At 64.1% G+C, this 22,400-nt stretch carries 20 protein-coding genes and 1 pseudogene; 12 read left to right on the forward strand and 9 right to left on the reverse strand.

From position 1 onward, the window contains the following. Positions 1-96: 96 nt before the first annotated feature. On the forward strand, positions 97-711 hold the full coding sequence (phaR, locus tag NLY33_RS08115) for a polyhydroxyalkanoate synthesis repressor PhaR (RefSeq protein ID WP_023685813.1): 615 nt from the start codon (positions 97-99) through the stop codon (positions 709-711). Positions 712-760: 49 nt separating this feature from the next. Here phaR and NLY33_RS08120 read toward each other — a convergent pair whose 3' ends face one another. Together NLY33_RS08120 and NLY33_RS08125 are read right to left on the reverse strand one after the other, a co-directional pair. Next, positions 761-1,078, reverse strand: a complete 318-nt coding sequence (locus NLY33_RS08120; protein ID WP_286439850.1) for a GNAT family N-acetyltransferase — start codon at positions 1,076-1,078, stop codon at positions 761-763. A 204-nt stretch (positions 1,079-1,282) separates the two neighbouring features. Next, complete coding sequence (locus tag NLY33_RS08125) at positions 1,283-1,702, reverse strand: rhodanese-like domain-containing protein (RefSeq protein ID WP_023707263.1); 420 nt, start codon at positions 1,700-1,702, stop codon at positions 1,283-1,285. 89 nt (positions 1,703-1,791) lie between these two features. On the opposite strand from NLY33_RS08125, the gene ftrA reads away from it, so the two are divergent. Continuing rightward, positions 1,792-2,784, forward strand: a complete 993-nt coding sequence (gene ftrA / locus NLY33_RS08130; protein WP_023708560.1) for a transcriptional regulator FtrA — start codon at positions 1,792-1,794, stop codon at positions 2,782-2,784. Here ftrA and NLY33_RS08135 read toward each other — a convergent pair. Continuing rightward, on the reverse strand, positions 2,781-3,920 hold the full coding sequence (locus NLY33_RS08135; protein WP_023708561.1) for a citrate synthase: 1,140 nt from the start codon (positions 3,918-3,920) through the stop codon (positions 2,781-2,783). The genes ftrA and NLY33_RS08135 overlap by 4 nt on opposite strands. A 93-nt stretch (positions 3,921-4,013) precedes the next feature. On the opposite strand from NLY33_RS08135, the gene NLY33_RS08140 reads away from it, so the two are divergent. From NLY33_RS08140 to NLY33_RS08180, 9 genes are all read left to right on the forward strand, one after another. After that, complete coding sequence (locus NLY33_RS08140; protein WP_023708562.1) at positions 4,014-5,102, forward strand: citrate synthase/methylcitrate synthase; 1,089 nt, start codon at positions 4,014-4,016, stop codon at positions 5,100-5,102. 370 nt (positions 5,103-5,472) lie between these two features. Beyond that, positions 5,473-6,603: a patatin-like phospholipase family protein gene (locus NLY33_RS08145; RefSeq protein ID WP_023707268.1), complete on the forward strand. Its 1,131-nt coding sequence runs from the start codon at positions 5,473-5,475 to the stop codon at positions 6,601-6,603. A 520-nt stretch (positions 6,604-7,123) separates the two neighbouring features. After that, positions 7,124-8,302 (forward strand): efflux RND transporter periplasmic adaptor subunit, encoded by a 1,179-nt coding sequence (locus NLY33_RS08150; RefSeq protein WP_023708563.1) that lies wholly within the window; start codon positions 7,124-7,126, stop codon positions 8,300-8,302. A gap of 64 nt (positions 8,303-8,366) precedes the next feature. Continuing rightward, positions 8,367-11,537, forward strand: a complete 3,171-nt coding sequence (locus NLY33_RS08155; protein WP_023707270.1) for an efflux RND transporter permease subunit — start codon at positions 8,367-8,369, stop codon at positions 11,535-11,537. A 95-nt stretch (positions 11,538-11,632) separates the two neighbouring features. Then, complete coding sequence (locus NLY33_RS08160) at positions 11,633-11,791, forward strand: DUF3309 family protein (RefSeq protein ID WP_023707271.1); 159 nt, start codon at positions 11,633-11,635, stop codon at positions 11,789-11,791. A 348-nt stretch (positions 11,792-12,139) separates the two neighbouring features. Next, entirely contained in the window at positions 12,140-12,556 is a 417-nt protein-coding gene (locus NLY33_RS08165) for a DOPA 4,5-dioxygenase family protein (protein WP_245261171.1), read from the forward strand. A 535-nt stretch (positions 12,557-13,091) separates the two neighbouring features. Then, complete coding sequence (locus tag NLY33_RS08170; RefSeq protein WP_023696785.1) at positions 13,092-13,700, forward strand: hypothetical protein; 609 nt, start codon at positions 13,092-13,094, stop codon at positions 13,698-13,700. Then, on the forward strand, positions 13,697-14,089 hold the full coding sequence (locus NLY33_RS08175; protein ID WP_023693628.1) for a phage holin family protein: 393 nt from the start codon (positions 13,697-13,699) through the stop codon (positions 14,087-14,089). The genes NLY33_RS08170 and NLY33_RS08175 overlap by 4 nt, the downstream gene beginning before the upstream one ends. Next, entirely contained in the window at positions 14,086-14,928 is an 843-nt protein-coding gene (locus NLY33_RS08180; RefSeq protein WP_023708565.1) for a hypothetical protein, read from the forward strand. The genes NLY33_RS08175 and NLY33_RS08180 overlap by 4 nt, the downstream gene beginning before the upstream one ends. Positions 14,929-15,204: 276 nt before the next feature. Here the strand turns inward: NLY33_RS08180 and NLY33_RS08185 are convergent, their stop codons facing one another. The 5 genes from NLY33_RS08185 to NLY33_RS08205 form a co-directional block, all read right to left on the reverse strand. Beyond that, entirely contained in the window at positions 15,205-15,450 is a 246-nt protein-coding gene (locus tag NLY33_RS08185) for a MoaD/ThiS family protein (RefSeq protein WP_023684042.1), read from the reverse strand. 24 nt (positions 15,451-15,474) lie between these two features. Next, entirely contained in the window at positions 15,475-17,739 is a 2,265-nt protein-coding gene (locus NLY33_RS08190) for a xanthine dehydrogenase family protein molybdopterin-binding subunit (RefSeq protein ID WP_023708566.1), read from the reverse strand. Next, positions 17,736-18,218 (reverse strand): (2Fe-2S)-binding protein, encoded by a 483-nt coding sequence (locus NLY33_RS08195; protein ID WP_023684040.1) that lies wholly within the window; start codon positions 18,216-18,218, stop codon positions 17,736-17,738. The genes NLY33_RS08190 and NLY33_RS08195 overlap by 4 nt, the downstream gene beginning before the upstream one ends. Continuing rightward, complete coding sequence (locus NLY33_RS08200; protein ID WP_023708567.1) at positions 18,218-19,078, reverse strand: FAD binding domain-containing protein; 861 nt, start codon at positions 19,076-19,078, stop codon at positions 18,218-18,220. The genes NLY33_RS08195 and NLY33_RS08200 overlap by 1 nt, the downstream gene beginning before the upstream one ends. 110 nt (positions 19,079-19,188) lie before the next feature. Continuing rightward, positions 19,189-20,145, reverse strand: a complete 957-nt coding sequence (locus NLY33_RS08205) for an SDR family oxidoreductase (protein ID WP_023708569.1) — start codon at positions 20,143-20,145, stop codon at positions 19,189-19,191. Between the two features lie 95 nt (positions 20,146-20,240). Here NLY33_RS08205 and NLY33_RS08210 point away from each other — a divergent pair. Further along, a pseudogene (locus NLY33_RS08210) lies at positions 20,241-21,005 on the forward strand (LysR family transcriptional regulator); the annotation flags it as partial. 108 nt (positions 21,006-21,113) lie between these two features. Here the strand turns inward: NLY33_RS08210 and NLY33_RS08215 are convergent. Further along, complete coding sequence (locus NLY33_RS08215) at positions 21,114-22,289, reverse strand: MFS transporter (RefSeq protein WP_023708571.1); 1,176 nt, start codon at positions 22,287-22,289, stop codon at positions 21,114-21,116. Positions 22,290-22,400: the final 111 nt, after the last annotated feature.

The raw sequence follows: 22,400 nt of genomic DNA on the forward strand, positions 1-22,400 counted from the left end.
CGCTTGGAATTATAGAGCTTTTGCGCATATCCTTAAAAATGGCGCAATCGTTACCGGCGGCTTACTCAGGCGCGCCGGTGTCCCGGGAGGATGCTGATGGCCGCGAAAGACGACCCTATCATTATCAAGAAATATGCCAATCGCCGGCTCTACAACACCGGCACCAGCACCTATGTGACGCTTGAGGATCTGGCCGAGATGGTCAAGAAGGGCGAGGAGTTCACCGTCCAGGACGCCAAGACCGGTGACGACATTACCCATCCGGTGCTGACGCAGATCATCTTCGAACTGGAGAACAAGGATGGGCAGAACATGCTGCCGATCCCGTTCCTGCGCCAGTTGATCGCTTTCTACGGCGACCAGATGCAGCAGATCGTGCCGAGCTTCCTCGAACAGTCGATGATGGCCTTCTCCAAGGAACAGGAGCGATTCCGCGAGCAGATGAAGGGCGCGATCGGCAAGTCGCCGCTGGATGTAATGAAGATCGCCACTCCGATCAAGGCGCTGGAAGAGCAGACACGCCGCAACATGGAAATGTTCCAGAACGCGATGCGCCTGTTCACGCCGTTCCCGACCGCCGCCACAAATGCTGCGGCCGCGGCTGCACCCGAGCCGGCCCGCAAGGATGTCCCGGAAAAGAGCGGCGACGACCTTCAGGAACTGAAGCAACAGATCGCCGCCATGCAGCGCAAGCTTGACACCATGTCGTAGAGGCGGCCGGGCAATGGTCTGAACCGGCTCAACCCGGCTGGGCCTTGCCTCACGGGTCGATTTCAGTTGCCACGATTCCCAGATATTCGTCGGGCTGCCCGCCGAGTGAGCGGTAGAATGCCTTCGCCGGTATGTTGGATTTCAGCACCGTCCATTTGATGGCCGATGCGCCGATGCCGATGGCGTGTTGGCGAAGCTGTTCAACAAGCGCATGGCCGACCCCCATCCCGCGCGCCGCTTCAGTGACGTAGAGTTCCTTCAGCCAGACAACCGGCTTCAGGTCGTAGGTCCAGGGATGAGGTAGTGGACGGCGATGCCGACGATCACGCCCTCGCGCTCCGCCACCAACACGCCGAACCGGGGCGATGGTCCCAGCCCGTGCTCGATGAGGTTCGCTTAGGTGACGCGAAGCTTGTCGTCATAACCCTCGAAGACGACTAGCGCCCGCATGAGGGCGAGCACCGCACCGACATCCTCGCGCACGAATGGACGAATTCTAACCATCGCCTTTGCATGCTTACTCCAGCCCGACCATATCGCGTGGACGCTGCCGCGCAGCCTGGCCTTGGCCTCACGCGTGCAAGACACCGGGCTCCTTGCCTGAAGCGAAAGGAAGGTCCTCGTCCTGCCAACCGGTTATGCCGCCGATCATGATCTTCACGGGACGACCGAGGCTGGCCAGCTTGAAGGCCGCCTGATCCGCGCCATTGCAATGCGGTCCCGCGCAATAGACGACGAACAGCGTCTTTTCGGGCCATTGCACCATCCGCTCGGCCGATATTTCGCGGTGGGGCAGATGCAGCGCGCCCGGCACATGGCGGCGTCCATAGGCTTCCGGCGAACCGACCACATGCAGGAGAACAAAGTCCGGCTCTCCGGCACGCAGTGCGGCGGCGACGTCGGAACAGTCGGTCTCGACGGAAAGCCGGCGCAGAAAATGGTCGCGGGCGATATCCGGCGATGCCGCCGGAATGTCTGTCACGTGGCTCATCCTCGTATCTCCATTGCTGATGCGACGGAGAGATAAGACAGGAAGCAGGGCGATTGCAGCTGGCAGCTTTGCCATATATCGTCAAGATCATGCCATCCTCTGCCAATCCGCGCCCTGCCAACCCTCTTGTCGTTGCCGTTGCCTATGACGGGCTGTGCACGTTCGAGTTTGGCGTGGCGGTTGAGATCTTCGCCTTGCCCCGGCCGGAAATGGGTGAGGATTGGTACCGTTTTGCGGTTGCCGGTATTGATACCGGTGAAATGCGCGCGCTGGGCGGCGTGCGTATTGTTGCCGACGGCGGGATCGATCTGATCGGCCAGGCCGGCACGGTGATCGTACCGGGATGGCGCGGAACGGAGGCTCCGGTGCCGCCGGCGCTGATCGAGGCGCTTCGAAAGGCACACGAGCGCGGCTCTCGCATTCTTTCGATCTGTTCGGGCGTGTTCGTGCTTGCCGCCGCCGGCCTGCTTGCGGGCAAAAGAGCGACCACGCATTGGCGCTACAGCGAGAAGCTGACGGAGATGTACCCCGACATCACCGTGATTCCGGACGTTTTGTACATCGATGAGGGCAATGTGCTGACATCGGCAGGCAGTGCCGCGGGCATCGACCTCTGCCTGCATCTGGTTCGGCGCGACTTCGGCACCAAGGCTGCAAACATGGTGGCGCGCCGTCTGGTCGTGCCGCCGCATCGCGACGGCGGCCAGGCGCAGTATGTCGAGAGTTCCGTTCCCGAGCCACATGAGCGCAGCCGGCTTGGACCGTTGATCGACAGGATGCGCGCCGATATTGCCGCCGACTATCCCGTCGCCATCTTGGCCGAGCTTGCCGGTATGAGCGAGCGGACGTTCCTGCGCCGGTTCGCGGCCGCAACCGGCGTCACGCCGGCGCGCTGGCTGCTGTCGGAACGGCTTTCGCGGGCGCGCACGCTGCTGGAAGACACCGCCATGCCGATCGAACGGATTGCCGAGACTGCCGGCTTTGGCGCGGCAGGCACGCTGCGGCATCATTTTCGTCAGCAGTTCGCCACGACGCCCGTCGCGTACCGTGCGCGGTTCGGGAACACGGCCAGGTCGGCTTAAGTCACGCGTCCCTCATAGCGGCCACGCGGCCTGATGATGCTGCCGCTAATGATCTGTTCGACCATATGCGCGGCCCAGCCGACACTGCGTCCGAGCGCAAACAGCTGGAACGGTGCATCGCGCGGCAAGCCAAGGCCGCGCGTTAGTGCGGCCAGGGCGAAGTCGATGTTGGGCTGGGCACCGGCCGCCGCCATGGCGGCTTTTTGCAGCTGTTGCAGCGTCTCGTCGACAGGGATGACTTCCAGAAGTGCGGTGGCACGGGGATCGCCGTCGGGATAGAGCGGATGGCCGAACGCCGGCAAGGTCCGATCATGGCCGAGCCAGCGCCGGATCGCCGCATCCGCGCCGTGGGCTGCTGCATCTTCAGCCAGTTGCATCACCGCTTCGCCGGCGCCACCGTGGCGCGGGCCGGACAGCGTTGCCAGGCCGGCCAGCAGGCATGCGGCAGGCGAGGCGCCTGTGGACGCTGCGACGCGGGCGGCGAAGGTCGATGCGTTGAGTTCATGATCGGCGAGCAGGACGAGGGCGCAGCGGATCGCTTCCGCGCCGGCATCATCCACCGACCAGCCCTGCGCCAGGCGCTTATGGACGGGCGCTGTGCCGGCTTCAGCGCCCAGCGACTGCGCCAGCGCTCCGACTGTGCGCGCGGCCTCGGTGCACAGCGAGGCGGCGCTGCGTCCTAGCGAAGGCCGCCCGTGGCCTGCAAGCATGGCAAGCTGCGCAAAGGCCGAGGCGCGGCCGACTGGATGAGGCGCTTCAGGTGACGGAGCTTTGAACGTCACCGGTTCGGCCGAGGCCCACAGCAGAGCGGCGGTTTCCTCCAGCGTCGCCGATTTGGCGAGCGCAACGGCGTCTTGCCCTCGGTAGATGAGGCTCCCGTGCAGAACGGTCGAAATTGCTGTTGCAATCGAGGGTTCGCCCCAGGCGATCGCACTCTCGGCGATGGCCGAGGGACTGCGGCCGCGCGCCCGGCGGGTCGCCAGTGCGGCGATGTCGTCGGCGCGGTACTGGCTGCGGCGCGGGTCGCTCTCATCCGGCCGCATGCCGATGCGGCCACGGCTGACATAGGCGTAAAGCGTCTGCGGCCGCACCTTGAGCCTTTCCAGCGCCTCTTCCCGCGACAGCCATTCGGACATTTTCAGCCCATACATTGATTATATTGATCAAGATTGATCGAGGCGCAGCCTAACCCTTATCTCCCATGCAGAAAAGCTGCAAGGAGATGAGATATGGCGAACGGGCTCGATGATGTGGTGGCGGCGGAGACCGTGCTCTCCGATGTCGATGGCCTTGGCGGCCGCCTGACGATCCGCGGTCATTCGCTGCCGGAATTGGCGGGACGCTGGCGCTATGCGCAAGTGGTTCGCCTGTTGCTCGACGGCTTCTTCGACGGCCTTCCCGGCGATGCCGAACTGGCAGCGAGGCTGGGCAAGGCTCGCGTCGAGGTGTTCGAGCGGCTTGCGCCCTCGCTGCCGCTGCTCGCACCGCTTGAGATCTATAGCGCCATGCGCGCCGGCATGGCGCTGCTGCCGGATGGCGAGACGCTGACGGACGCCTTGCGGCTGATCGCGGCGCCCGCTGTGCTGACGCCGGCTCTGCTGCGGCTGGCGCGTGGCGAGCAGCCGATCGCACCTGACGCGAAGGCCGATCATGCCGCCGACATGCTGAGGATGCTCGAGGGATCCATCCCGTCGCCGGCGCTGGCAAGGGCACTCGACACCTATCTGGTGACCGTCTGCGATCACGGCCTCAACGCCTCGACCTTCGCCACCCGCGTCGTGGCATCGACGCTGGCCGGGCTGACATCGTCGGTGCTGGCCGGGCTCGGCGCGCTCAAGGGGCCGCTGCACGGCGGCGCGCCCGGCCCGGTGATCGAGATGCTCGATGCAATCCAGGCGCATGGCGACGCGGCCGGTTGGCTGCGCGAGAAGGTCGCGCATGGCGAGCGCATCATGGGTTTCGGCCATCGTATCTACCGCGTGCGCGATCCGCGCGCCGATGTACTGAAAGCCGTCGTGCGGCAGCTCGGCAGCGAGGGCGAAGCCGGCCGCCGGCTGGCCTTCGCCGAACAGGTCGAGCAGACGGCGCTCGAAGTGCTGCGGATCGCCAAGCCGCAGCGCTCGTTGCAGACCAATGTCGAGTTCTACACAGCGCTTGTGCTTGAGGCGGCGGGCTTTCCGCCACAGGCGTTCAGCAATGTCTTTGCTGCCGGACGTGTCGCCGGCTGGATCGCGCATGCGCGCGAACAGCAGACGACAGGGCGGCTGATCCGTCCACAGTCGCGCTATGTCGGGCCGGTGCCGAAGCTTGTCGCTTGAGTTTTTTGCGAAGATGACCCCACCCTGGCTTGCCGAGGCGAGCCACGGGTCTCGCCCGTCCTTCGGACCCCCACAAGGGGAGGGAAGCTGCCGCGCGCCGCCGAAACGTCGGTGGTTTGCTGAGATCAGCGTCTACCAAGTCTCCCTCCCCCTTGTGGGGAGGGATCAAGGGTGGGGGTATTCGTAGGGCGAAGACCTGGGCGTGGAGGACCATTCCCCATGACCAAAATTTCATGTGATCACGCGACCGTGTTCGTGTTCTTGCCTTGGTCATCCCTTATATGCTGCACTGCAATATAAGTCCGCTGCCGTCGAACCGCCGATTTCCGGGCGGAATGAGGCAGCAGCGACCAAACCGAACAGGAACGCCATGACCAAAAACGGCAAGGCGGAGGAAACGAAGAAGATCAAGATCGCGCTGCAGGGCGGCGGCTCGCACGGGGCTTTCTCCTGGGGTGTACTCGACCGGCTGCTGGAGGATGGCAGGCTCGACATTTCAGCCGTGTCCGGCACCAGCGCCGGCGCGATGAATGCGGTGGCGCTGGCCGATGGGTTTGTGCGCGCCGGTGTCGAGGGTGCACGGCAAAAGCTCGACGATTTCTGGCGCGCGGTGGCGGCCAAGGGCCGCTTCAGCCCGGTGCAGCGCATGCCCTGGGACGTCGCCTGGGGCAACTGGTCGATCGAGAACACCCCCGGCTATTTCTTCTTCGACACCATGTCCCGAGTGTTTTCGCCCTATGTCGCCAATCCGCTGGGCTTGAACCCGCTGCGTGACGTGGTCGAGCAGGAGATCGATTTCAAAAATGTGCACGCCTGCAACTCGATGGAGCTGTTCATTTCGGCGACCAATGTCGAGACCGGCCAGCTGCGCGTCTTTTCCGACGGCGAGATCGACCTCGACACGGTGATGGCCTCGGCCTGCCTGCCGCAATTGTTCCGCGCCGTCGAGATCAAGGGCGTGCCCTATTGGGATGGCGGCTATGGCGGCAATCCGGCGCTGTTTCCGTTCTTCAAGACGGCGGCGACGGAGGATGTGCTTTTGGTGCAGATCAATCCTGTGGTGCGCGAAGGCACGCCGAAAAGCGCCAACGAAATCCAGAACCGCATCGACGAGATCACCTTCAATGCCGGGCTGCTGAACGAATTCCGCTCGATCGCCTTCGTCAAGGAGCTGATCGCCGCCGGCCGGCTGCCGCGTGGCGAATACCGCGACATCCGCATGCACCGCATCGATGCCGACGAGGCGTTCAAGGATCTGTCGGCGTCATCCAAGGTCAACGCCGAATGGGCCTTCCTGAGCTATCTCAGAGATCTCGGCCGCATAGCGGCCAGCGACTGGCTGGAGCAGAATTACGACGCCGTCGGCAAGCGGCCGACGCTCGATCTTTCCGGCGAACTCGATGACGGCTTCAAACCGGTGCGCGGGCCGGCACCGGGACGGCGGGTGAAGGAATTCCTCGCCGCCCGCAAGAAGCCGGAGGCGGAACGCCGGCGGGCCTGAGTCCGCCCGGATCGATCAAGACGATCAGCGAAGTGTTCGGCAAATCGGAGTAGCGCCGATGACTTTCCGTCCCGGAACAACCGTTGCGTGTGACGGTATACAAAATCATACTGACGCCTGCTGCCATTCACTGAGTGGCTACGCAGGTCGCGCCCACATTTGAGCGTCAAAAACTAGTGCGGGCACAGGGGGATGTCAGTGCTCAAAACGCCTTGAAAACAAAGCGCCTCCAACATCCGTATGGTTCCGAGACTGTGGTTCCGCCGCCTGACGGGGCGCCGATAAAACCGTTTCCGTTAGCCACACTACGCCTGCCTTGCGCAATGCCCCTGCAACTTTTCGACTGTATTGCGATGCAACTTTGATGTAGAAGCGCGGCTTCGCCGTTCACGGCAAATTGAACACGGCCTGGCGCGCACCCATATCGGCGACGCGCCCGAGTTGGAAGACACGGTAGCTGTTAGACGACGGACACCCTGTTGGATAACGACTTGGCCGAACCCCGCAGTGGAAAAAAATGATGCCGAAGATCAGGTTTCACAAGCTTGCCGCTATTGTTGTGCTCATCGGCTTCGCGGCCTGGATGGGAACAGGCGCGTTCTCGTCCGTCGGCAGCGCCGCTGTCGAAGGTGCTGGCAAGGCAGGCGATCAGGCCAAGCCGGGCGATCAGGCCAAGGCGCCGGATGCAGCCAAGGCGGCCGAGGCCGAACCGAAGGCGCCGCTGCGCACCGTCGCTGTGGTGACGCCGCCGCGCAAGACCTATGCCCGCGCCATCCGCATTTCCGGGCTGACCGAGGCCGACAAGCGCGCCGTGCTGGCGACGCGTGTCGCCGGCGTCATCGAAAAGCTGCCGGTCAAGCAGGGCGATCACGTCAAGACCGGCGATCTGGTGCTGATGCTTGCGGCGGAAGAAAAGATCTCGATGGTCGACAATGCCAAGCAACTCGTCGTGCAGCGCCAGGCTGAACTCGACGCATCGCTGCGGCTCATGAAGACCGGCAATCTGCCCAAGCTGCAGCTCGACACGGCGCGTTCGAACCTGACCGCTGCGCAGTCGCAGCTGGAAACGGCGCAGGCCGAGCTCGACCGCAATCTGGTCAAGGCGCCCTTCGACGGCGTCATCGACCGGGTGCCGGTGGAGCTCGGCAGTTCCGTCATGCAGGGCGGCGAGGTGGCAACCATCCTCAAGCTCGATCCGGTGATTGCGCGCGGCGAAGTCAGCGAACGCGACCTCGGCTATCTCAAGCTCGGCGACAAGGCCACTGTCCGGCTGGTCAGCGGCCAGACCGTCGAAGGCACGGTGCGCTACATCAGCCGCGACGCCTCGTCGGCCACCCGAACCTTCCGCGTCGAGATCGCCGTGCCCAATGCCGATGGCTCCGTGCCGGCGGGCATGACGGCCGAGATTTCGCTCAGCGCGCAGCCGACCGATGCCGTCATGTTGCCGCGCTCCGTGGTGACGCTGGGCGACAAGGGAGACCTCGGCATCCGTGCCGTCGACAAGGACAACAAGGTGGTGTTCTTCCCGATCGACCTCGTTGACGACTCGCCGAAGGGCCTCGTGCTTGGCGGCATTCCCGCCGATGCCCGCGTCATCGTCGCCGGCCAGGAACTCGTCAAGGAAGGCGACGTCGTCAAGCCGGTCGAGGCCGACCAGGCGACCATCCAGAAACTGTTGGGCGAAGCGACAACGCAGTAGCGCCGGGTGGCCCCGGACGGGGGCAACCGGCCGCAATGCGCTCCTGAAATTTTGAGAACAGGCCATGGATATCGTCAAACTCGCGATCAACAATGCCCGGCTGACCATTGCGGTGCTGGTGTTCCTGCTGCTGGCGGGCTGGGTCGCCTATCAGTCGACGCCGAAGGAAGCGGAACCCGACGTTCCTACCCCTTATGTTTATATAAATGTCGCCTATCAAGGCATTGCGCCCGAAGACGCTGAAAGACTTCTGCTTAGGCCGCTGGAGGCAAAGCTTAAGAGTCTTAAGGGGTTAAAGGAGATGAAATCATCCGCCTATCAGGGCGGCGCCTTTGTCTTTCTTGAGTTTCTGCCGTCTATAAAAGTCGACACCGCGGTGACAGATACACGCTCGAAGGTTCAGGACGCGAAGGCTGACCTGCCCCAAGCGGCAGAAGAACCGGTTGTTACCGAGGTCAACATTTCCGAGTTTCCCGTCCTGGTCGTCACGCTGTCCGGCGATGTGCCCGAGCGTGTGCTTACGGCGGCGGCGCGCGAACTGCGCGACCGCATCGAGGAAGTACCGGGCGTTCTTGAGGGCACCATACAAGGCGCGCGCGACGATCTTGTCGAAGTCGTCATCGACCCGATGAAGCTGTCCTCCTACGGCCTGCAGCTCGACCAGTTGATCGGCGCGGTCGGCGCTTCCAACAGCCTGGTCGCCGCCGGCAATATCGAGGGTTCGGAAGGCAAATACGCGGTCAAGGTGCCGTCGCTGATCGAAACACCAGAGGATGTGGCGTCGCTGCCGGTGGTTGCCGGACCCAATGCCGTCGTCCAGGCCAAGGACATCGCCACGATCCGGTCGACCTTTGCCGATGCCACGACCATCACCCGCCTCAACGGCAAGCCGGCCATCGCCATTGAAGTCAAGAAGCGCATCGGCGCCAATCTGATCGACACGCTGGCCAAGGTGCGGGAAGTGTCCGACGCCTACGTCAAGACCATGCCGGAAGGCATGAACATCACCTACACGCAGGACAAGTCCGTCTTCGTCAACCAGCTGCTGGGCGACCTGCAGAACCACGTGATGATCGCCGTCATCCTGGTGTTCATCGTCATCCTCTATGCGCTGTCGGGACGCGCCTCGCTGCTGATCGGGCTTGCCATTCCGTCATCCTTCCTCATCGGCATCCTGCTGCTTGCGATGATGGGCTACACGATCAACATGATCGTGCTGTTCAGCCTTATCCTGGCGGTCGGCATGCTGGTCGACGACGCCATCATCGTCACCGAATTCGCCGAACGGCGCATGGGCGAAGGCATGCCGAAGGCGGAAGCCTTCACGCTGGCCGCCAAGCGCATGGCCGGTCCGGTCATCGCCGCGACGATGACGCGCATCGCGGCGTTTTCGCCGCTGCTGTTCTGGCCCGGCATCATCGGCGACTTCATGAAATACATGCCGATCACGCTGATCGTCACGCTGTCGGCCTCGATGCTTTATGCGCTGGTGTTCGCGCCGACGCTGGGCGCGCTCTTCGCCAAGGCGCCGGAGCATCACGAGGAACACAATCGCGACGGCTGGTACATGGCGCTGGTCAAGCAGGCGGTGCGCTTCCCCATCACCGTGCTGGTGCTTACCGCCGTGCTTTTGACCGGCGTTGGCTTCGCCTATTCCAAATACGGCGCCGGCGTCGAGTTCTTCCCCAGCGTCGAGCCCGACTACGGCCTGCTCTATGTGCATGCCCGCGGCAATCTCTCGCTGGCCGAAATGGATACGGCAACCAGGATCGCCGAAAACCGGCTGCTCGGCTGGCCCGGCGTGAAATCGGTCTACACCCGCGTCGGCAAGACGCAGGGCGGCGGACAGGACGTGCCGGAGGACGTCGTCGGCGTCATCCAGTATGAGTTCATCGACTGGCGCGAGCGCAAATCGGCGAACAATATCCTGGATGAGCTGCGCACCGTCATGGCCGGCATTCCCGGCGTCGATGTCGAAGTGCGCGTGCCGGAGGCCGGTCCTCCCACAGGCAAGGCGGTCCAGCTCCGGCTTTCAGCCATCGATCCAAAAGGGCTTGACGACCAGGCCCGTGCGGTCGCGGCGCGCATCGCCAAGGTGCCCGGCGTCATCGACGTTTCCGACGGCCTGCCGCCGCCCGGCGTCGACTGGGCGCTCGAGGTCGACCGCGCCAAGGCGGCGCAGTACGGCATCAGCCCGACCGCGGTCGGCACCGTGGTGCAGTTGGTGACCAATGGCTTGAAGCTCTCGGAATATAGGCCCGCCGGCGCCGACGACGCCGTCGACATCAGGCTGCGCCTGCCCGAAGACCGGCGCACGCTGTCGACGCTCGATGAGCTCAGGGTGCAGACCGCGCAAGGCTCGGTGCCGATCTCCAACTTCGTCGTGCGCAAGCCGGAGCCGACGGTCGGCATCCTCAACCGCATCGACGGCGCCCGCACCGTGGTCGTCCAGGCCAACGTCGCCGCCGGCACGCAGGTCGCGGCGGTGCAGGCGGAGGTGACCAAGGCGGTCACCGACATGAAGCTCGACAACGGCATACGCTGGAAGCTCGCGGGGTCGAACGAGGACAGCGCCGAAGCCAGCGCCTTCCTCGGCAAGGCCTTCGGCGCGGCGATCTTCCTGATCTTCCTGGTGCTGTTGATGCAGTTCAACAAGTTCACCAGCGTGCTTCTGGTGCTGTCCTGCGTGGTCATGGCGACGATCGGCGTGTTCCTGGGGCTGCTGCTGACCGGCGAAGCGTTCGGCATCGTCATGTCGGGCATCGGCGTCATCGCGCTGGCCGGCGTGGTGGTGAACAACAACATCGTGCTCATCGACACCTATGACCGGCTGCGCGAAGAGGGCTGGGACAAGATGGAAGCGGTGCTGCAGACCTGCCGCGAACGTGCCCGCCCGGTGGTGCTGACGGCGGTCTCGGCCATCCTCGGCGTGCTGCCGATCGCCTTTGGTCTCGGCCTCGAAATCTTCCATCACGAGACGACGATCAACGCGCCGTCGACGCAATGGTGGATTTCGCTGTCCTCGGCCATCGTCTTCGGCCTGTCCTTCGCCACGCTGCTGACGCTGGTGGTGACGCCGTCGATGCTGATGATCTTCACGCGCAGCAAAAACAGCCGCTTCTACGCGTTCTTCCGCCGGCTGTTCGGGCGCGACAAGAAACGGGATGCGTCCACGGGGCCGAAGCCGGGTCCGCTCGATGAGCCGGCAATCGCCTTCCCGAAAGCCGCGGAATAGCTGCATTCGACCTGTCGGACGAAAGGCCGTCCGGAACAACCGGGCGGCCTTTTGCATTGTCCCTCATATCCGACCAGCAAGGCGAGGGACTCTTAATGACCGTCAGCACCATCCTCATCATTGTCTTGATCCTGATCCTGATCGGCGCCGTCCCGGCCTGGCCACACTCGCGCTCCTGGGGTTATGGGCCGTCCGGAATAGTCGGCGCTGTGCTGGTGGTGCTGCTGATCCTGGTGCTGATGGGCAGGGTTTGATTGGGGCAAGAGACCTCTGCGATCAGCGCGTCCTCGCCCGATGAAGTGCTGGCAATAGGCATACGGCGGCGCCTGCCCCCACTCCGGCCGCTGCACGGCCACCTCTCCCCATGTCCATGGGGGAGAGGAAATGCCAAGCTTTTCAAGGCAGCGACCTCGGCGGTTAGCATTTCCTCTCCCCCACGAATGTGGGGGTAGAGGTGGCTGGGCGAAGCCGAGACGGAGTGGGGGAGCTCCCAATGCGATTGGCCCGAAATCGAGATGACGAGCACACGCTGTGCCCCCTTGGCCACCCCGCTCCCTTGCGTATACGCTGCGCTCACCACAATCACCGAGGGAGCCATCAAGGTGAACACCGCCAACTCGCCCAGACCCCTCGCCGAGATCGCCAGCTATCACGCCCACATCTACTATGACGGGCAAGCCGAGCGGCAGCATGCCGAATGGCTGCGCCTGCGCATCGGCGAACGCTTCCGCGTGCGACTGGGCAACTGGCGCGACGAGCCGGTCGGCCCGCACGAGCAACCCATGTACCAGATCTCCTTCGCCACCGAGATTTTCGCCACGCTGGTTCCGTGGCTGATGCTGAACCACGGCGGCCTCAGCATCCTCATCCACCCCAACACCACCAACCCCAAACGCGACCATCTGGTCGATCCGATCTGGATCGGGCGAGTGCTGGGGGTGCATGGGGATGTGCTGGGTGAGGATGACGAAGCGGAAGAGGCGCTGGAGGTGAATACGGAGCCGACGTTGGTGGCTTAGGGAGGGCGTTCTGCAAAGTAGAGACTTGGCCCATGGAGACGCGTTCACCAATAGCCCAGTTCAGGCATGCATGACCGGCCGCTTTACGCCTCAAGCCGTATCCTATGCCTTCATCATTGCTTCGTCGAAGATGCCGAACCAGCGTGGGGCCGTTGGAGCGATGGACCGTCGATGGATGGCAAGGGAGAGTTCTCCCTGGTCGCCGGTACGCCGAGGCGGGGCCGCCGAATAGGCAAAAGATTGCAATACAGGACGCAGCCGGCACTCGGTTCCCGCGGAGTCGGGCGCACCGGTTCGTACGGGAGCAACTGGCGCTCCGCACGAGGGACAGGGCAACTCACTGGTGACTGGGTGCGTGCCTGACGAAGCCCTTCGTTTCGGCTGAGATAAATGCTCTCACTTACGGAACATCGCAGGTTCGTCGAAGTTGGAAAGCTACGGAGGACGTGCACATGAACAGTGTCATCTATCTTATCGGCCTTATCGTTGTCGTGCTCGCGGTCCTCTCCTTCCTCGGTTTTCACTAGGTGGCCTCATGCAGCATGAGAACGATCAGGGCGGACAGCCCACCGATTTCGACAAGGCGAAAAGCGACGTCTCCGACAGACTTCGCCAGGAAAATGAGCGTGCCAGCGAGTTGCTTCACGACGCGCGGGACGAGGTGACCCGTAAGGCTGGCGACTATGCATCTGAAGCCACGCAGGTCATCTCCGACAAGGCGGAGGAGGCGCAGCGCGACATCGGATCGAGCTTGGCGGCGTTGGGTGGTGCACTGCGAGCGGCCAGCGATCACCTTGCCAGCAACGATGAAAGGAACGCATCGAAATTCGCTTTGGATGCTGCCAGTGGCCTTGAGCGGCTTTCATCGTCCTTGAAACAGAAGCCCTTTAGCCAAGTCCTTGATGACGTGCAGTCCTTCGGCCGGCAAAATCCCGGTGTCCTGCTTGCGGGATCGGTGTTGGCCGGATTGGCTCTCGGGCGGTTCATCAAGGCTTCTCCGCCGGCAACGCCCGATTCTGAGGCCGCTCCGGGAGGCCTCAGATCACACACCGATCAGCCACAGGGTTGGTCCGCTGATCGTCCACAAGATTTTGGCGTGGTCGGCGATGATGGCGCCACGCAGATCGCGGAGCAGGACAGATGAACAACCAGGACAATCCCAGCCTTGCCGGGCTAGTCACCGATTTGGCCCAGAATGTAACCACTCTGGTGCAAACCGAGGCGAGGCTGTTTCGGGCCGAGCTCTCTGAAAAGCTTACCAAAGCCGGAGCAGGTGCCGCGGAAGTGCTGGGCGGCGCGATTTGCCTGCTCGCCGCGCTCTTGGTGTTGCTGCAGGCGCTCATTATCGCACTGACGCGGGCAGGGCTTGGCGCGGGGTGGTCTTCCCTGCTGGTCGGTGTGGTCGTGGCGGTCCTCGGCGTCATCCTGCTGCGGACCGGGACGGCCAGCATGGCGCCTTCGGAACTTACCCCCGACCGGACCCAGGGACAGCTGAAGCGCGACGCGAGCGCGATTAAGGAACAGGTGAGATGAAAGAGAAATCCGCAGCCGAACTTGAACGCGAGGCCGAGGGGGCGCGCGCCCGGGTGATGGAGACCGCCGAATCCATTCGAGGCAAGATGACGCCGGGACAATTGCTGGATGAGTTCACCGGGCTGTTCTCGGGAGGGGAGAGCGCGGCCATGCTCAGCAATCTCAGAACGCAGGTCCGAGACAATCCTTTGCCGGTCACCATGGTGGGCGCAGGTCTGGCCTGGCTGATGTTCGGCAGCGGTGCCTCAAACACCGCCCACCGTTCGGCTGGCTATCCATTGCCTTCAGCGCCGGGACGACATGATGTAGCAGGGGAGCGCGGCGGTTTGGGCGGCACGCTCTCCGACGCCGCGGAATCGCTCTCCTCAAGCGCTACCAGCGTCGGCGACACCATATCGAGCACCGCAAGAGCCGCTGCGGCGGGTCTGACGGGAAGCGCTGCCAATGCAAGCTCGACGACTGGGGACATGGCGGCGAAAGCCAGCCGCTCCGCGCAAGATCTGTTGGAGGACCAACCCTTGGCCGTAGCGGCCGTCGGTCTCGCCATCGGCGCCGCTATAGGTGCAATGCTGCCCCATACCGCAACGGAGGACGAGCAACTAGGCGCCTATGGCGACAAGCTTCGCGATTCCGCCGAAACTTTGCTCAATAGGGGCCTCGATGAGGCCAAGCAGGTCGCCGCCGAAGCCTATGAGACCATCAAGCAGGAAGCTGGCCGGCAAGATATGGAAGCAGACACGATAGCCGATCAGCTCGGCGAGATCGTGAAGTCCACAGCAGACAAGACCGAGCATGCCGTGCGCGAACGAATTTCCGATACGTCTCAGCGCCAAACCTAGCTTGATGATCCTGGATCAACGATAGCCGGCCTCTCCAGAAAGGGGCCGGTGTTGTCCGTCAAACGGTGACCCGCTCGAGTCACTTCAGAGCCGTGTGCGGACTGATGTCCCTTGCCGATAGTAATCCAGCGGATCAGGTTCTCTGGATTGTTGGCCAACCCGCCGCCGATAAGACGCGGTCAGCAAAACTGGCATCTAGGCGAGGACCGACATTGCACTTGAAGTTCGCAGACCGAGGATGCCGGTCCGCTCTGGGACGTAGGGCGACACCCCACTTCACCCCCCAGCCAGCCGCGGCAGCAGAAAAATCTCCGCCCCCGGCGGCAGTTCCTTCGACCACGTATCGCGATAAATCGTCCCGTCGATCGCCACCGCGATGCCCTTCTCGATCCAGGGCTCGATGCCGGGATACTGTTCAGCCAGTTTCCTGAACAGCTCCCTGATGTCCTTGGCCTCGACCTCGACCTTGCTCTGGCCGCCGGCGAGCTGGCCCAGCGCGCCCCAGAGCGTCACTTCGACCATTAGGGCAAGAACCTCATTTTCGCCCTAGCCTCCCCGTTCCGCCTCGATCGCGGCGAGAACCCGTGGCGGCGACATCGGGATGTGGGTCATGCGCACGCCGGCGGCGTTCGAAACCGCGTTGGCGATCGCCGCCAGCGGCGGCACGATCGAGGTTTCGCCGACGCCGCGCACGCCATAGGGGTGGTTGGGATTGGGTATCTCGAGGATCTGCGTGTCGATCATCGGCAGGTCCGAGCAGACCGGGATGCGGTAGTCGAGGAAGCCGGCGTTCTGGAGACGCCCATCCTTTCCGTAGATGTACTCCTCGTTAAGCGCCCAGCCGATGCCTTGCGCGGCGCCGCCTTGGTACTGGCCCTCGACATAGGTGGGGTGCACCGCCTTGCCGGCATCCTGGATCACCGTGTAGCGGATCACCCTGGTCGAGCCGGTATCGGGGTCGACCTCGATGTCGCATATATGGGTGGCGAAGGAGACGCCGGCGCCGTCGGCGACGAGCTCGCTGTGGCCGGCGATCGGCCCGCCGGTCTTGCCGGACGCGGCGGCGATCTCCTTCAGCGACAGGGCTGCAAGATTGCCGTACTTCTCGCCCTTGGCGATGGCGTGGCCGTTTTCCCAGACCACGTCGTCGACGGGGATGTCCCACGTCTGGGCGGCGCGCTCACGCAGGATCTTGATGGCGTTGCGGGCGGCCGAGATGGTCGCCATCGAGGACGAGAAGGTGCCGCGGCTGCCGTCGGTCATGTCGTTGTAGCCGAGCGAGGACGTGTCGGCGACCACCGCCTTGAGCTGGGCATAGTCGATGCCGAGCTCCTCCGCCGCCACCAGCGACAGCGACGCGCGCGAACCGCCTACGTCCACCGTGCCGACGGCCAGCGACACCGAGCCGTCCATGCCGATGTTCAGGTCCACGCAGGTCTGGCCACCGAAGTTGAACCAGAAGCCGCAAGCCATGCCGCGGCCCTGGTTCTTGCCCAGCGGGGCCTTCATGTGCGGATGGTGCTTGGCCGCCTCCAGCGTCGGGCCGATGCCGATCGGGCCGTAGACCGGGCCATAGGAGGACCTGGTGCCTTCCTGCGCGGCGTTCTTGATGCGGAACTCGACCGGATCCATGCCGAGTTCCTTGGCCAGCTCGTCGACGGCACTTTCCACCGCGAAAGCCGCCATCGGTGCGGAGGGCGCGCGGTAGGCCGCGGTCTTCGGCCGGTTGACCAGCACTTCGAAGCCGACCGTCTTGACGTTGTCGAGCTTGTAGCAGGCGAATGCCGTCATGGCGCCGATCTCGGCCCAGGTGCCGGCATAGGGACCGCTGGTGTAGCGCAGCGTCGCTTCGGCGGCGGTGATGGTGCCGTCCTTGCGAGCGCCGATCTTCACGTCGATCGAGGTGGCGCTGGTCGGACCCGAGGCGCGGAACACCTCGTCGCGGGTCATGACGAGCTTCACCGGCCGTCCCGCCTTGCGCGACAAAGCCAGCGCCACCGGCTCGGCCCAGACATGGGTCTTGCCGCCGAAGCCGCCGCCGATTTCCGACGAGGTGACGCGCAGCTTCGAGGCTTCCAGCCCGAGCAGTTGCGCGCAATGCTGGCGGTAGACGAAATGGCCCTGCGTGCAGACCCAGAGGTCGGCGGTGCCGTCGGACGAGACGCTCGCAACGCAGGCGTGCGGCTCGATATAGCCCTGATGCGTCTGTTCGGTCTTGAAGGAGCGCTCGACGATGACATCGGCGTGGCCAAAGCCCTGATGGACATCGCCATGGCCGAACTGGCTGCGCTTGGTGACGTTGGACGGCTTTACCGGCTTTTCCTCGAGACCCTCGGTGAAGATGGTGTCGTTGATCAAGGGGGCGGTGTGCTTCATCGCCTCGTCGACATCGGTGACATGCGGCAACAGCTCGTATTCGACCTCGATGAGCTTCAGCGCCTGCCTGGCCGTGCGGGCATCGACGGCGGCGACCGCGGCCACGGCGTGGCCGTCATAGAGCGCCTTGCCGCGCGCCATGCAATTGTCGAGGACGTCGTACATGGCGGCATCGCCATCGGTGAGATCGGGCAGGTCGGCGGCGGTGATCACCGCTTTCACGCCGGGGAGCTTTTCCGCCTTCGAGGTGTCGATCTTGAGGATTTTCGCGTGGGCGTGCGGGCTGCGCAGAACACGCCCGACCAGCTGTCCAGCCATGTTGAAGTCGGCGCCGTAGCGGGCGCGTCCGGTCACCTTGTCGACGCCGTCGGGACGGATAGGCCGCGTGCCGACGGATGAGAATTTGCGGCCCGAAAAGCGTGGATCGAAGTTCATGCGTGTGCTCCCTTCATCACGTTGGCCGCATCCTGCACCGCGCGCACGATCTTGTCGTAGCCGGTGCAGCGGCAGAGGTTTCCGGCGAGGCCGAAGCGGATTTCTTCCTCGGTCGGATCGGGGTTCTTGGCCAGGAGGTCCTTCGCCGCGATCAGGAAGCCCGGCGTGCAGATGCCGCATTGCAAGGCTGCGTGTTCGAGGAATTTCTGCTGCAGCGGATGCAACTGATCGCCATGCGCCATGCCTTCGACGGTCTCGATATGCCGGCCTTCGGCTTCAGCGCCAAGCACAAGGCAGGAGCAGACCAGCCGATTGTCGAGAATGATCGAGCAGGCGCCGCAGTCGCCCGTGCCGCAGCCTTCCTTGGCGCCGGTCAGGCCGAGCCGATCGCGCAGGACGTCGAGCAACGTCTCGTCGGGCTGGCAAAGGTATTCGACGTGATCGCCGTTGATTGTCGTTGAAACTGCTACACCGGCCATCATTTGCCTCCTGCGCGTGCGTAGGCGGTCGTCGCGGCCCGTCCGGCCAGCACGCCCGCAACTTTTCGTCTGAACTCGATGGTACCGCGCTTGTCGTCGATGGGGCGGCAGGCCCCAGCGCAGATCTTGGCGAGCCGCTCAAGTGCCGCCTCATCCAGCTTCCTGCCGATGAGAGCCTCGGCTGCTTCTTCCACCAGAAGCACGGTCGGGGCCGCGGCGCCCAGCGCGACGCGGGCGGCTGTTATGACGCCATGCTCGTCGAGCGTCAGCTTCACGCCGGCGCTGACCACCGCGATGTCCATCTCGGTGCGCGGAATGAATCTGAGGTAGGCGTCGCCCGAACGCGGCGCGCGCTTGTCGAGCAGGATCGCCTCGACGATCTCACCCTTGGTGAGCGAGGTCTTGCCAGGCCCGATCGGCACAGCCTCGACCGGAATGGTGCGCTTGCCCGAGGGACCGGCAACCGCGGCCTTTGCGGCGGCGGCCACCAAGGCCGGGACGCTGTCGGCGGCCGGCGATGCGTTGCACAGATTGCCAACGATGGTGCAGCGGCCCTGGACCTGCTTGGAGCCGATCAGCTTCGCCGCTTCGACGACACCGGGCCAGGCCTTCTTCAGAACCGAGCTCTCGCCCAGGACGGCGCAGGGGACGGCGGCGCCGATGCTGAAGCCGTCGGCCGTCTCCCTGATCTCGCTCAAGCCCTCGATCGCCTTGATGTCGACGATCAGGTCGGGATTGACAAACCCGCCCTTCATCCGAACGAGGAGGTCACTGCCTCCAGCGAGAATGGCTGATGTGCCGGAAGCGTCGGCCAGCAGGCCAACGGCGTCTTCGATTGAAAGCGGACGTATGTAACGCATCGTCTCCCCTTGGTGATGGTGATCTCGCCGACCGTTATAAACAGTCTCCTCATAATGACCATCCGGTTGCTGATTTCCAGCGATTGGGCCAGCACCGCGAGAGATTTTGTCTAGGCGGCGTCTTTTGCACGGTCGAGGCTGATGCCGATGTCCTTCAAGGCCTCGGCCACGGCCTCGTCCAGCGGGGTGTGCGGGACTTCGCCGATGATGCCTTCCAGCCGGTCGGACACGAGCCGGTGCGGTTCGAAGCGCAGATAGGACATCGAGACGATCTCGCGCCACATCGCCACGAACGGGCTGCCGGCGCGCAGCACCCACCAGGGCATGAAGGTCAGTTTCAGCGGGCGGCCAAGCGCCTTCTCGGCCGCGGCCTTGATGTCCATGTCGGTGACGGCGTGGCCGGGGAAGTTGAGCGTCTCAAAGAAGCCGAGCTTGCCCTGATTACGCGCCAGGCCGACGAAGCCGATGGCGAAGTCCGGCAAATAGGCCCATTCGTGCACGAGGTTGGCGGGGCCAGGCGCTGTGTAGACGTCCTTGTTCATCTTGGCGGTGACGACGAGGTCGAACCATGATCCGCTGCCGGTGCCGCCGAAGAAATCGCCGGCGCGCAGGATGATGGTGCGGACGCGGCCGGCATTGGCCTCGCGGCGAAACAGCGCTTCCATGGCGCAGCGGATGCGGCCCTTCTCGGTGGTCGGGCGGAACGGCGTGTCTTCCGTGACGAGCTGAGGCATCGGCGAGCCGTAATTATAGACGGTGCCGGGGAAAAGTTGCAGCGCGCCATTGGCATGGCAGGCGGCCATGACGTTCTCCGCCATCGGCAGGCATTTGCCCCAGTCGGTGTAGATCGGGTTGAGACCGTTGAAGACGATGTCGACACCCTGCGTGGCGCGGATCAGCGCCTCGCGGTCGAGTGCATCTCCGGTGACGGCGGTGGCGCCCTTGAGTTCGGCCGGCACCTTGCCGGTGCGGGTGACGGCGCGGACGTCGAAACCGGCGTCGATGAAGGCCTTGCCAACCACGCGGCCGAGCCGGCCATTGGCGCCTAGAATTGCGATCTTGGTCATTTTTCTTCTCCGTGTCTGTGTTTGCACGGCGAATATGATGCGTTCATACGCGAATGAAAATTGACTATGGATGCAGATTTGTTATTCATAAATGAATGGAAGACATCGACTGGAACCTGATCAAGAGTTTCGTCACCGTGGCGGAGACCGGCAGCCTGTCGGCCGCGGCGCGCAAACTGTCGGCCAGCCAACCGACGCTCGGGCGTCACATCGGTGAGCTCGAACAGGCGTTGGGCGTCACCTTGTTCCGGCGCGGGCGGCGCGGCTATGCACTGACGGAAGCAGGCGCCACGCTGTTCGAACGCGGCAGAGCGGTGAGCGAGCAGGCGAGCGCGTTCTCACTATTGGCATTGGGCTCGGTCGAGGCGATCGAAGGCACGGTGCGCATTGCCGCCAGCGAGGTGGTGGCGGCCTATGTGCTGCCGAGGATGACGGCGCGGCTCGGCATCGAGGAACCCGGCATCGAGGTCGAGATCGTCGCCTCGAACCAGGTCGAGAACCTGCTGCGAAGGGATGCCGACATCGCCATCCGCATGGTCAAGCCGGCGCAGAACGAGCTGACGGCGCGCAAGGTCTGCGATATCAAGCTCTGCTGCTGCGCGGCGAAATCCTATCTCGACAGGCACGGACGCCCGCTCAAGCCTGCGGACCTTCTCGACCATCCGCTGATCGGCTTCGACCGCAGCGACGAGATGATCCGGGGCTTTACCCAGGCCGGCATCCCCGTCACCCGAAGCAGTTTCCGCTTCAGGACCGACAACCAGATCGTTCTGTGGGAAGCGCTGCGGGCGGGAAACGGCGTCGGTCTTGGCCAGGAGCCGCTGGCGGACAGCGACCCGTCGCTGGAGAAAACTGCTGCTCGGCCTGCCACTGCCCAGCCTGCCGGTGTGGCTGGCCATGCATCGCGACGTGCGCACCAGCGTGCGCATCCGCCGCGTAGCGGATTTCCTCTACGAGGAGCTGAAGCGCTATTCGGCGGGGGCGGCCGCGAATTCGGCGCGGTGAGCGAGCCCGGCCATCAAAAGCACGACGATCAACAGCCCCGACATGGCGACGAAGATCGGCCCGAAGCTCGAATGCTCGGCAACGAAGCCGATCGCCGACGGCGCCACCAATATACCGGAATAGCCCATGGTGGTGACGACGCTCATGCCGGTGCCCGACGACATGCCTTCCTGATTGCCGCCGGCCGAGAAGATGATCGGCACCATATTGGCGATGCCGAAGCCGCACAGGGCAAAAGCCGCGATGGCGATCCAGGGCGAAGGCGACAGGCCGGCGACCAGCATGCCGGCGGCGGCGACCACCGCCGAGCCGCGCAGCGTGGCCACCGCGCCGAAGCGGTTGCGCACGCCGTCGCCGAAAAAGCGCATGACAGCCATGACGCCGGAGAAGGCGGCGTAGGCAAGGCCGGCGATGGCGAGGTCGGCGCCGAGCTCCTGCCGGAGATAAAGCGCTGCCCAGTCGAGCACGGCGCCCTCGGAAATCATCGTCAGCAGCGCCATCAGCCCGACAAGATAGACCAGCGGGTTGGCCGGCAGCGTTAATCTGTGATGCTCGGCGGCCTGCGGCTTGTCCTCGGCGATGAGGTAGCCGACCGCCACGGCAATGACGGCAAAAGCTATGACCGTGACCACAGCCGCATGGGCGAGGTGGCCGTAAGTCTGGATGGCGTAACCGCCCAGACCGCCACCGGCGAAACCGCCGAGGCTCCAGAAGCCGTGCGAGGACGACATGATGGCGCGGGACAGCCGGCGCTCGACCACCACGGCATTGGCGTTCATGGCGACATCCATGCCGTCGATCGAGCCGCCGAAGATGATCATGGCGATCGACGCCAGCGGCACGTTGGGCGCCAGCGCCACGACCAGCAGGCCGAGGCTGCCGCACAGGCCGAACCAGCGCAACACGGTGCGCGAGCCATGCCTGGAGATCAGATGGCCGCACCAGCTCATGGCCGCGACCGCGCCGACGCCGAACAGAAGGATCAGCAGGCCGAGGGTGAATTTCGAGATGTCGAGCCGGGTCAGGAACACCGGAATCTGCGGCGCCCAGCTGCCGGTCAGGAAGCCGTTGGCGAGGAAGATCGCGGCTACGGCCCATCGCCCCTGAAGGGCGCTCTGCATGGTGTCTTGCGCGTTCATGGCCCGAATCCGGTCAAAGAATGGCTTTGCGCGGCAAATTAGATCGATTCAATTTCTCGTCAAGCGCTTGGCTGCGAAAAGCTTGTGGGCCACATCTAAGGGGAGAAACCG

This window comes from Mesorhizobium sp. C432A (assembly GCF_030323145.1).
Lineage (GTDB): Bacteria > Pseudomonadota > Alphaproteobacteria > Rhizobiales > Rhizobiaceae > Mesorhizobium.

Coding starts and splice junctions, on each gene's coding strand:
- phaR (WP_023685813.1), top strand. CDS start 97: ATGGCCGCGAAAGACGACCCTATCATTATCAAGAAATATGCCAATCGC.
- NLY33_RS08125 (WP_023707263.1), bottom strand. CDS start 1,702: ATGAGCCACGTGACAGACATTCCGGCGGCATCGCCGGATATCGCCCGC.
- ftrA (WP_023708560.1), top strand. CDS start 1,792: ATGCCATCCTCTGCCAATCCGCGCCCTGCCAACCCTCTTGTCGTTGCC.
- NLY33_RS08135 (WP_023708561.1), bottom strand. CDS start 3,920: ATGTCCGAATGGCTGTCGCGGGAAGAGGCGCTGGAAAGGCTCAAGGTG.
- NLY33_RS08140 (WP_023708562.1), top strand. CDS start 4,014: ATGGCGAACGGGCTCGATGATGTGGTGGCGGCGGAGACCGTGCTCTCC.
- NLY33_RS08145 (WP_023707268.1), top strand. CDS start 5,473: ATGACCAAAAACGGCAAGGCGGAGGAAACGAAGAAGATCAAGATCGCG.
- NLY33_RS08150 (WP_023708563.1), top strand. CDS start 7,124: ATGCCGAAGATCAGGTTTCACAAGCTTGCCGCTATTGTTGTGCTCATC.
- NLY33_RS08155 (WP_023707270.1), top strand. CDS start 8,367: ATGGATATCGTCAAACTCGCGATCAACAATGCCCGGCTGACCATTGCG.
- NLY33_RS08160 (WP_023707271.1), top strand. CDS start 11,633: ATGACCGTCAGCACCATCCTCATCATTGTCTTGATCCTGATCCTGATC.
- NLY33_RS08170 (WP_023696785.1), top strand. CDS start 13,092: ATGCAGCATGAGAACGATCAGGGCGGACAGCCCACCGATTTCGACAAG.
- NLY33_RS08175 (WP_023693628.1), top strand. CDS start 13,697: ATGAACAACCAGGACAATCCCAGCCTTGCCGGGCTAGTCACCGATTTG.
- NLY33_RS08180 (WP_023708565.1), top strand. CDS start 14,086: ATGAAAGAGAAATCCGCAGCCGAACTTGAACGCGAGGCCGAGGGGGCG.
- NLY33_RS08185 (WP_023684042.1), bottom strand. CDS start 15,450: ATGGTCGAAGTGACGCTCTGGGGCGCGCTGGGCCAGCTCGCCGGCGGC.
- NLY33_RS08190 (WP_023708566.1), bottom strand. CDS start 17,739: ATGAACTTCGATCCACGCTTTTCGGGCCGCAAATTCTCATCCGTCGGC.
- NLY33_RS08195 (WP_023684040.1), bottom strand. CDS start 18,218: ATGGCCGGTGTAGCAGTTTCAACGACAATCAACGGCGATCACGTCGAA.
- NLY33_RS08200 (WP_023708567.1), bottom strand. CDS start 19,078: ATGCGTTACATACGTCCGCTTTCAATCGAAGACGCCGTTGGCCTGCTG.
- NLY33_RS08205 (WP_023708569.1), bottom strand. CDS start 20,145: ATGACCAAGATCGCAATTCTAGGCGCCAATGGCCGGCTCGGCCGCGTG.
- NLY33_RS08215 (WP_023708571.1), bottom strand. CDS start 22,289: ATGAACGCGCAAGACACCATGCAGAGCGCCCTTCAGGGGCGATGGGCC.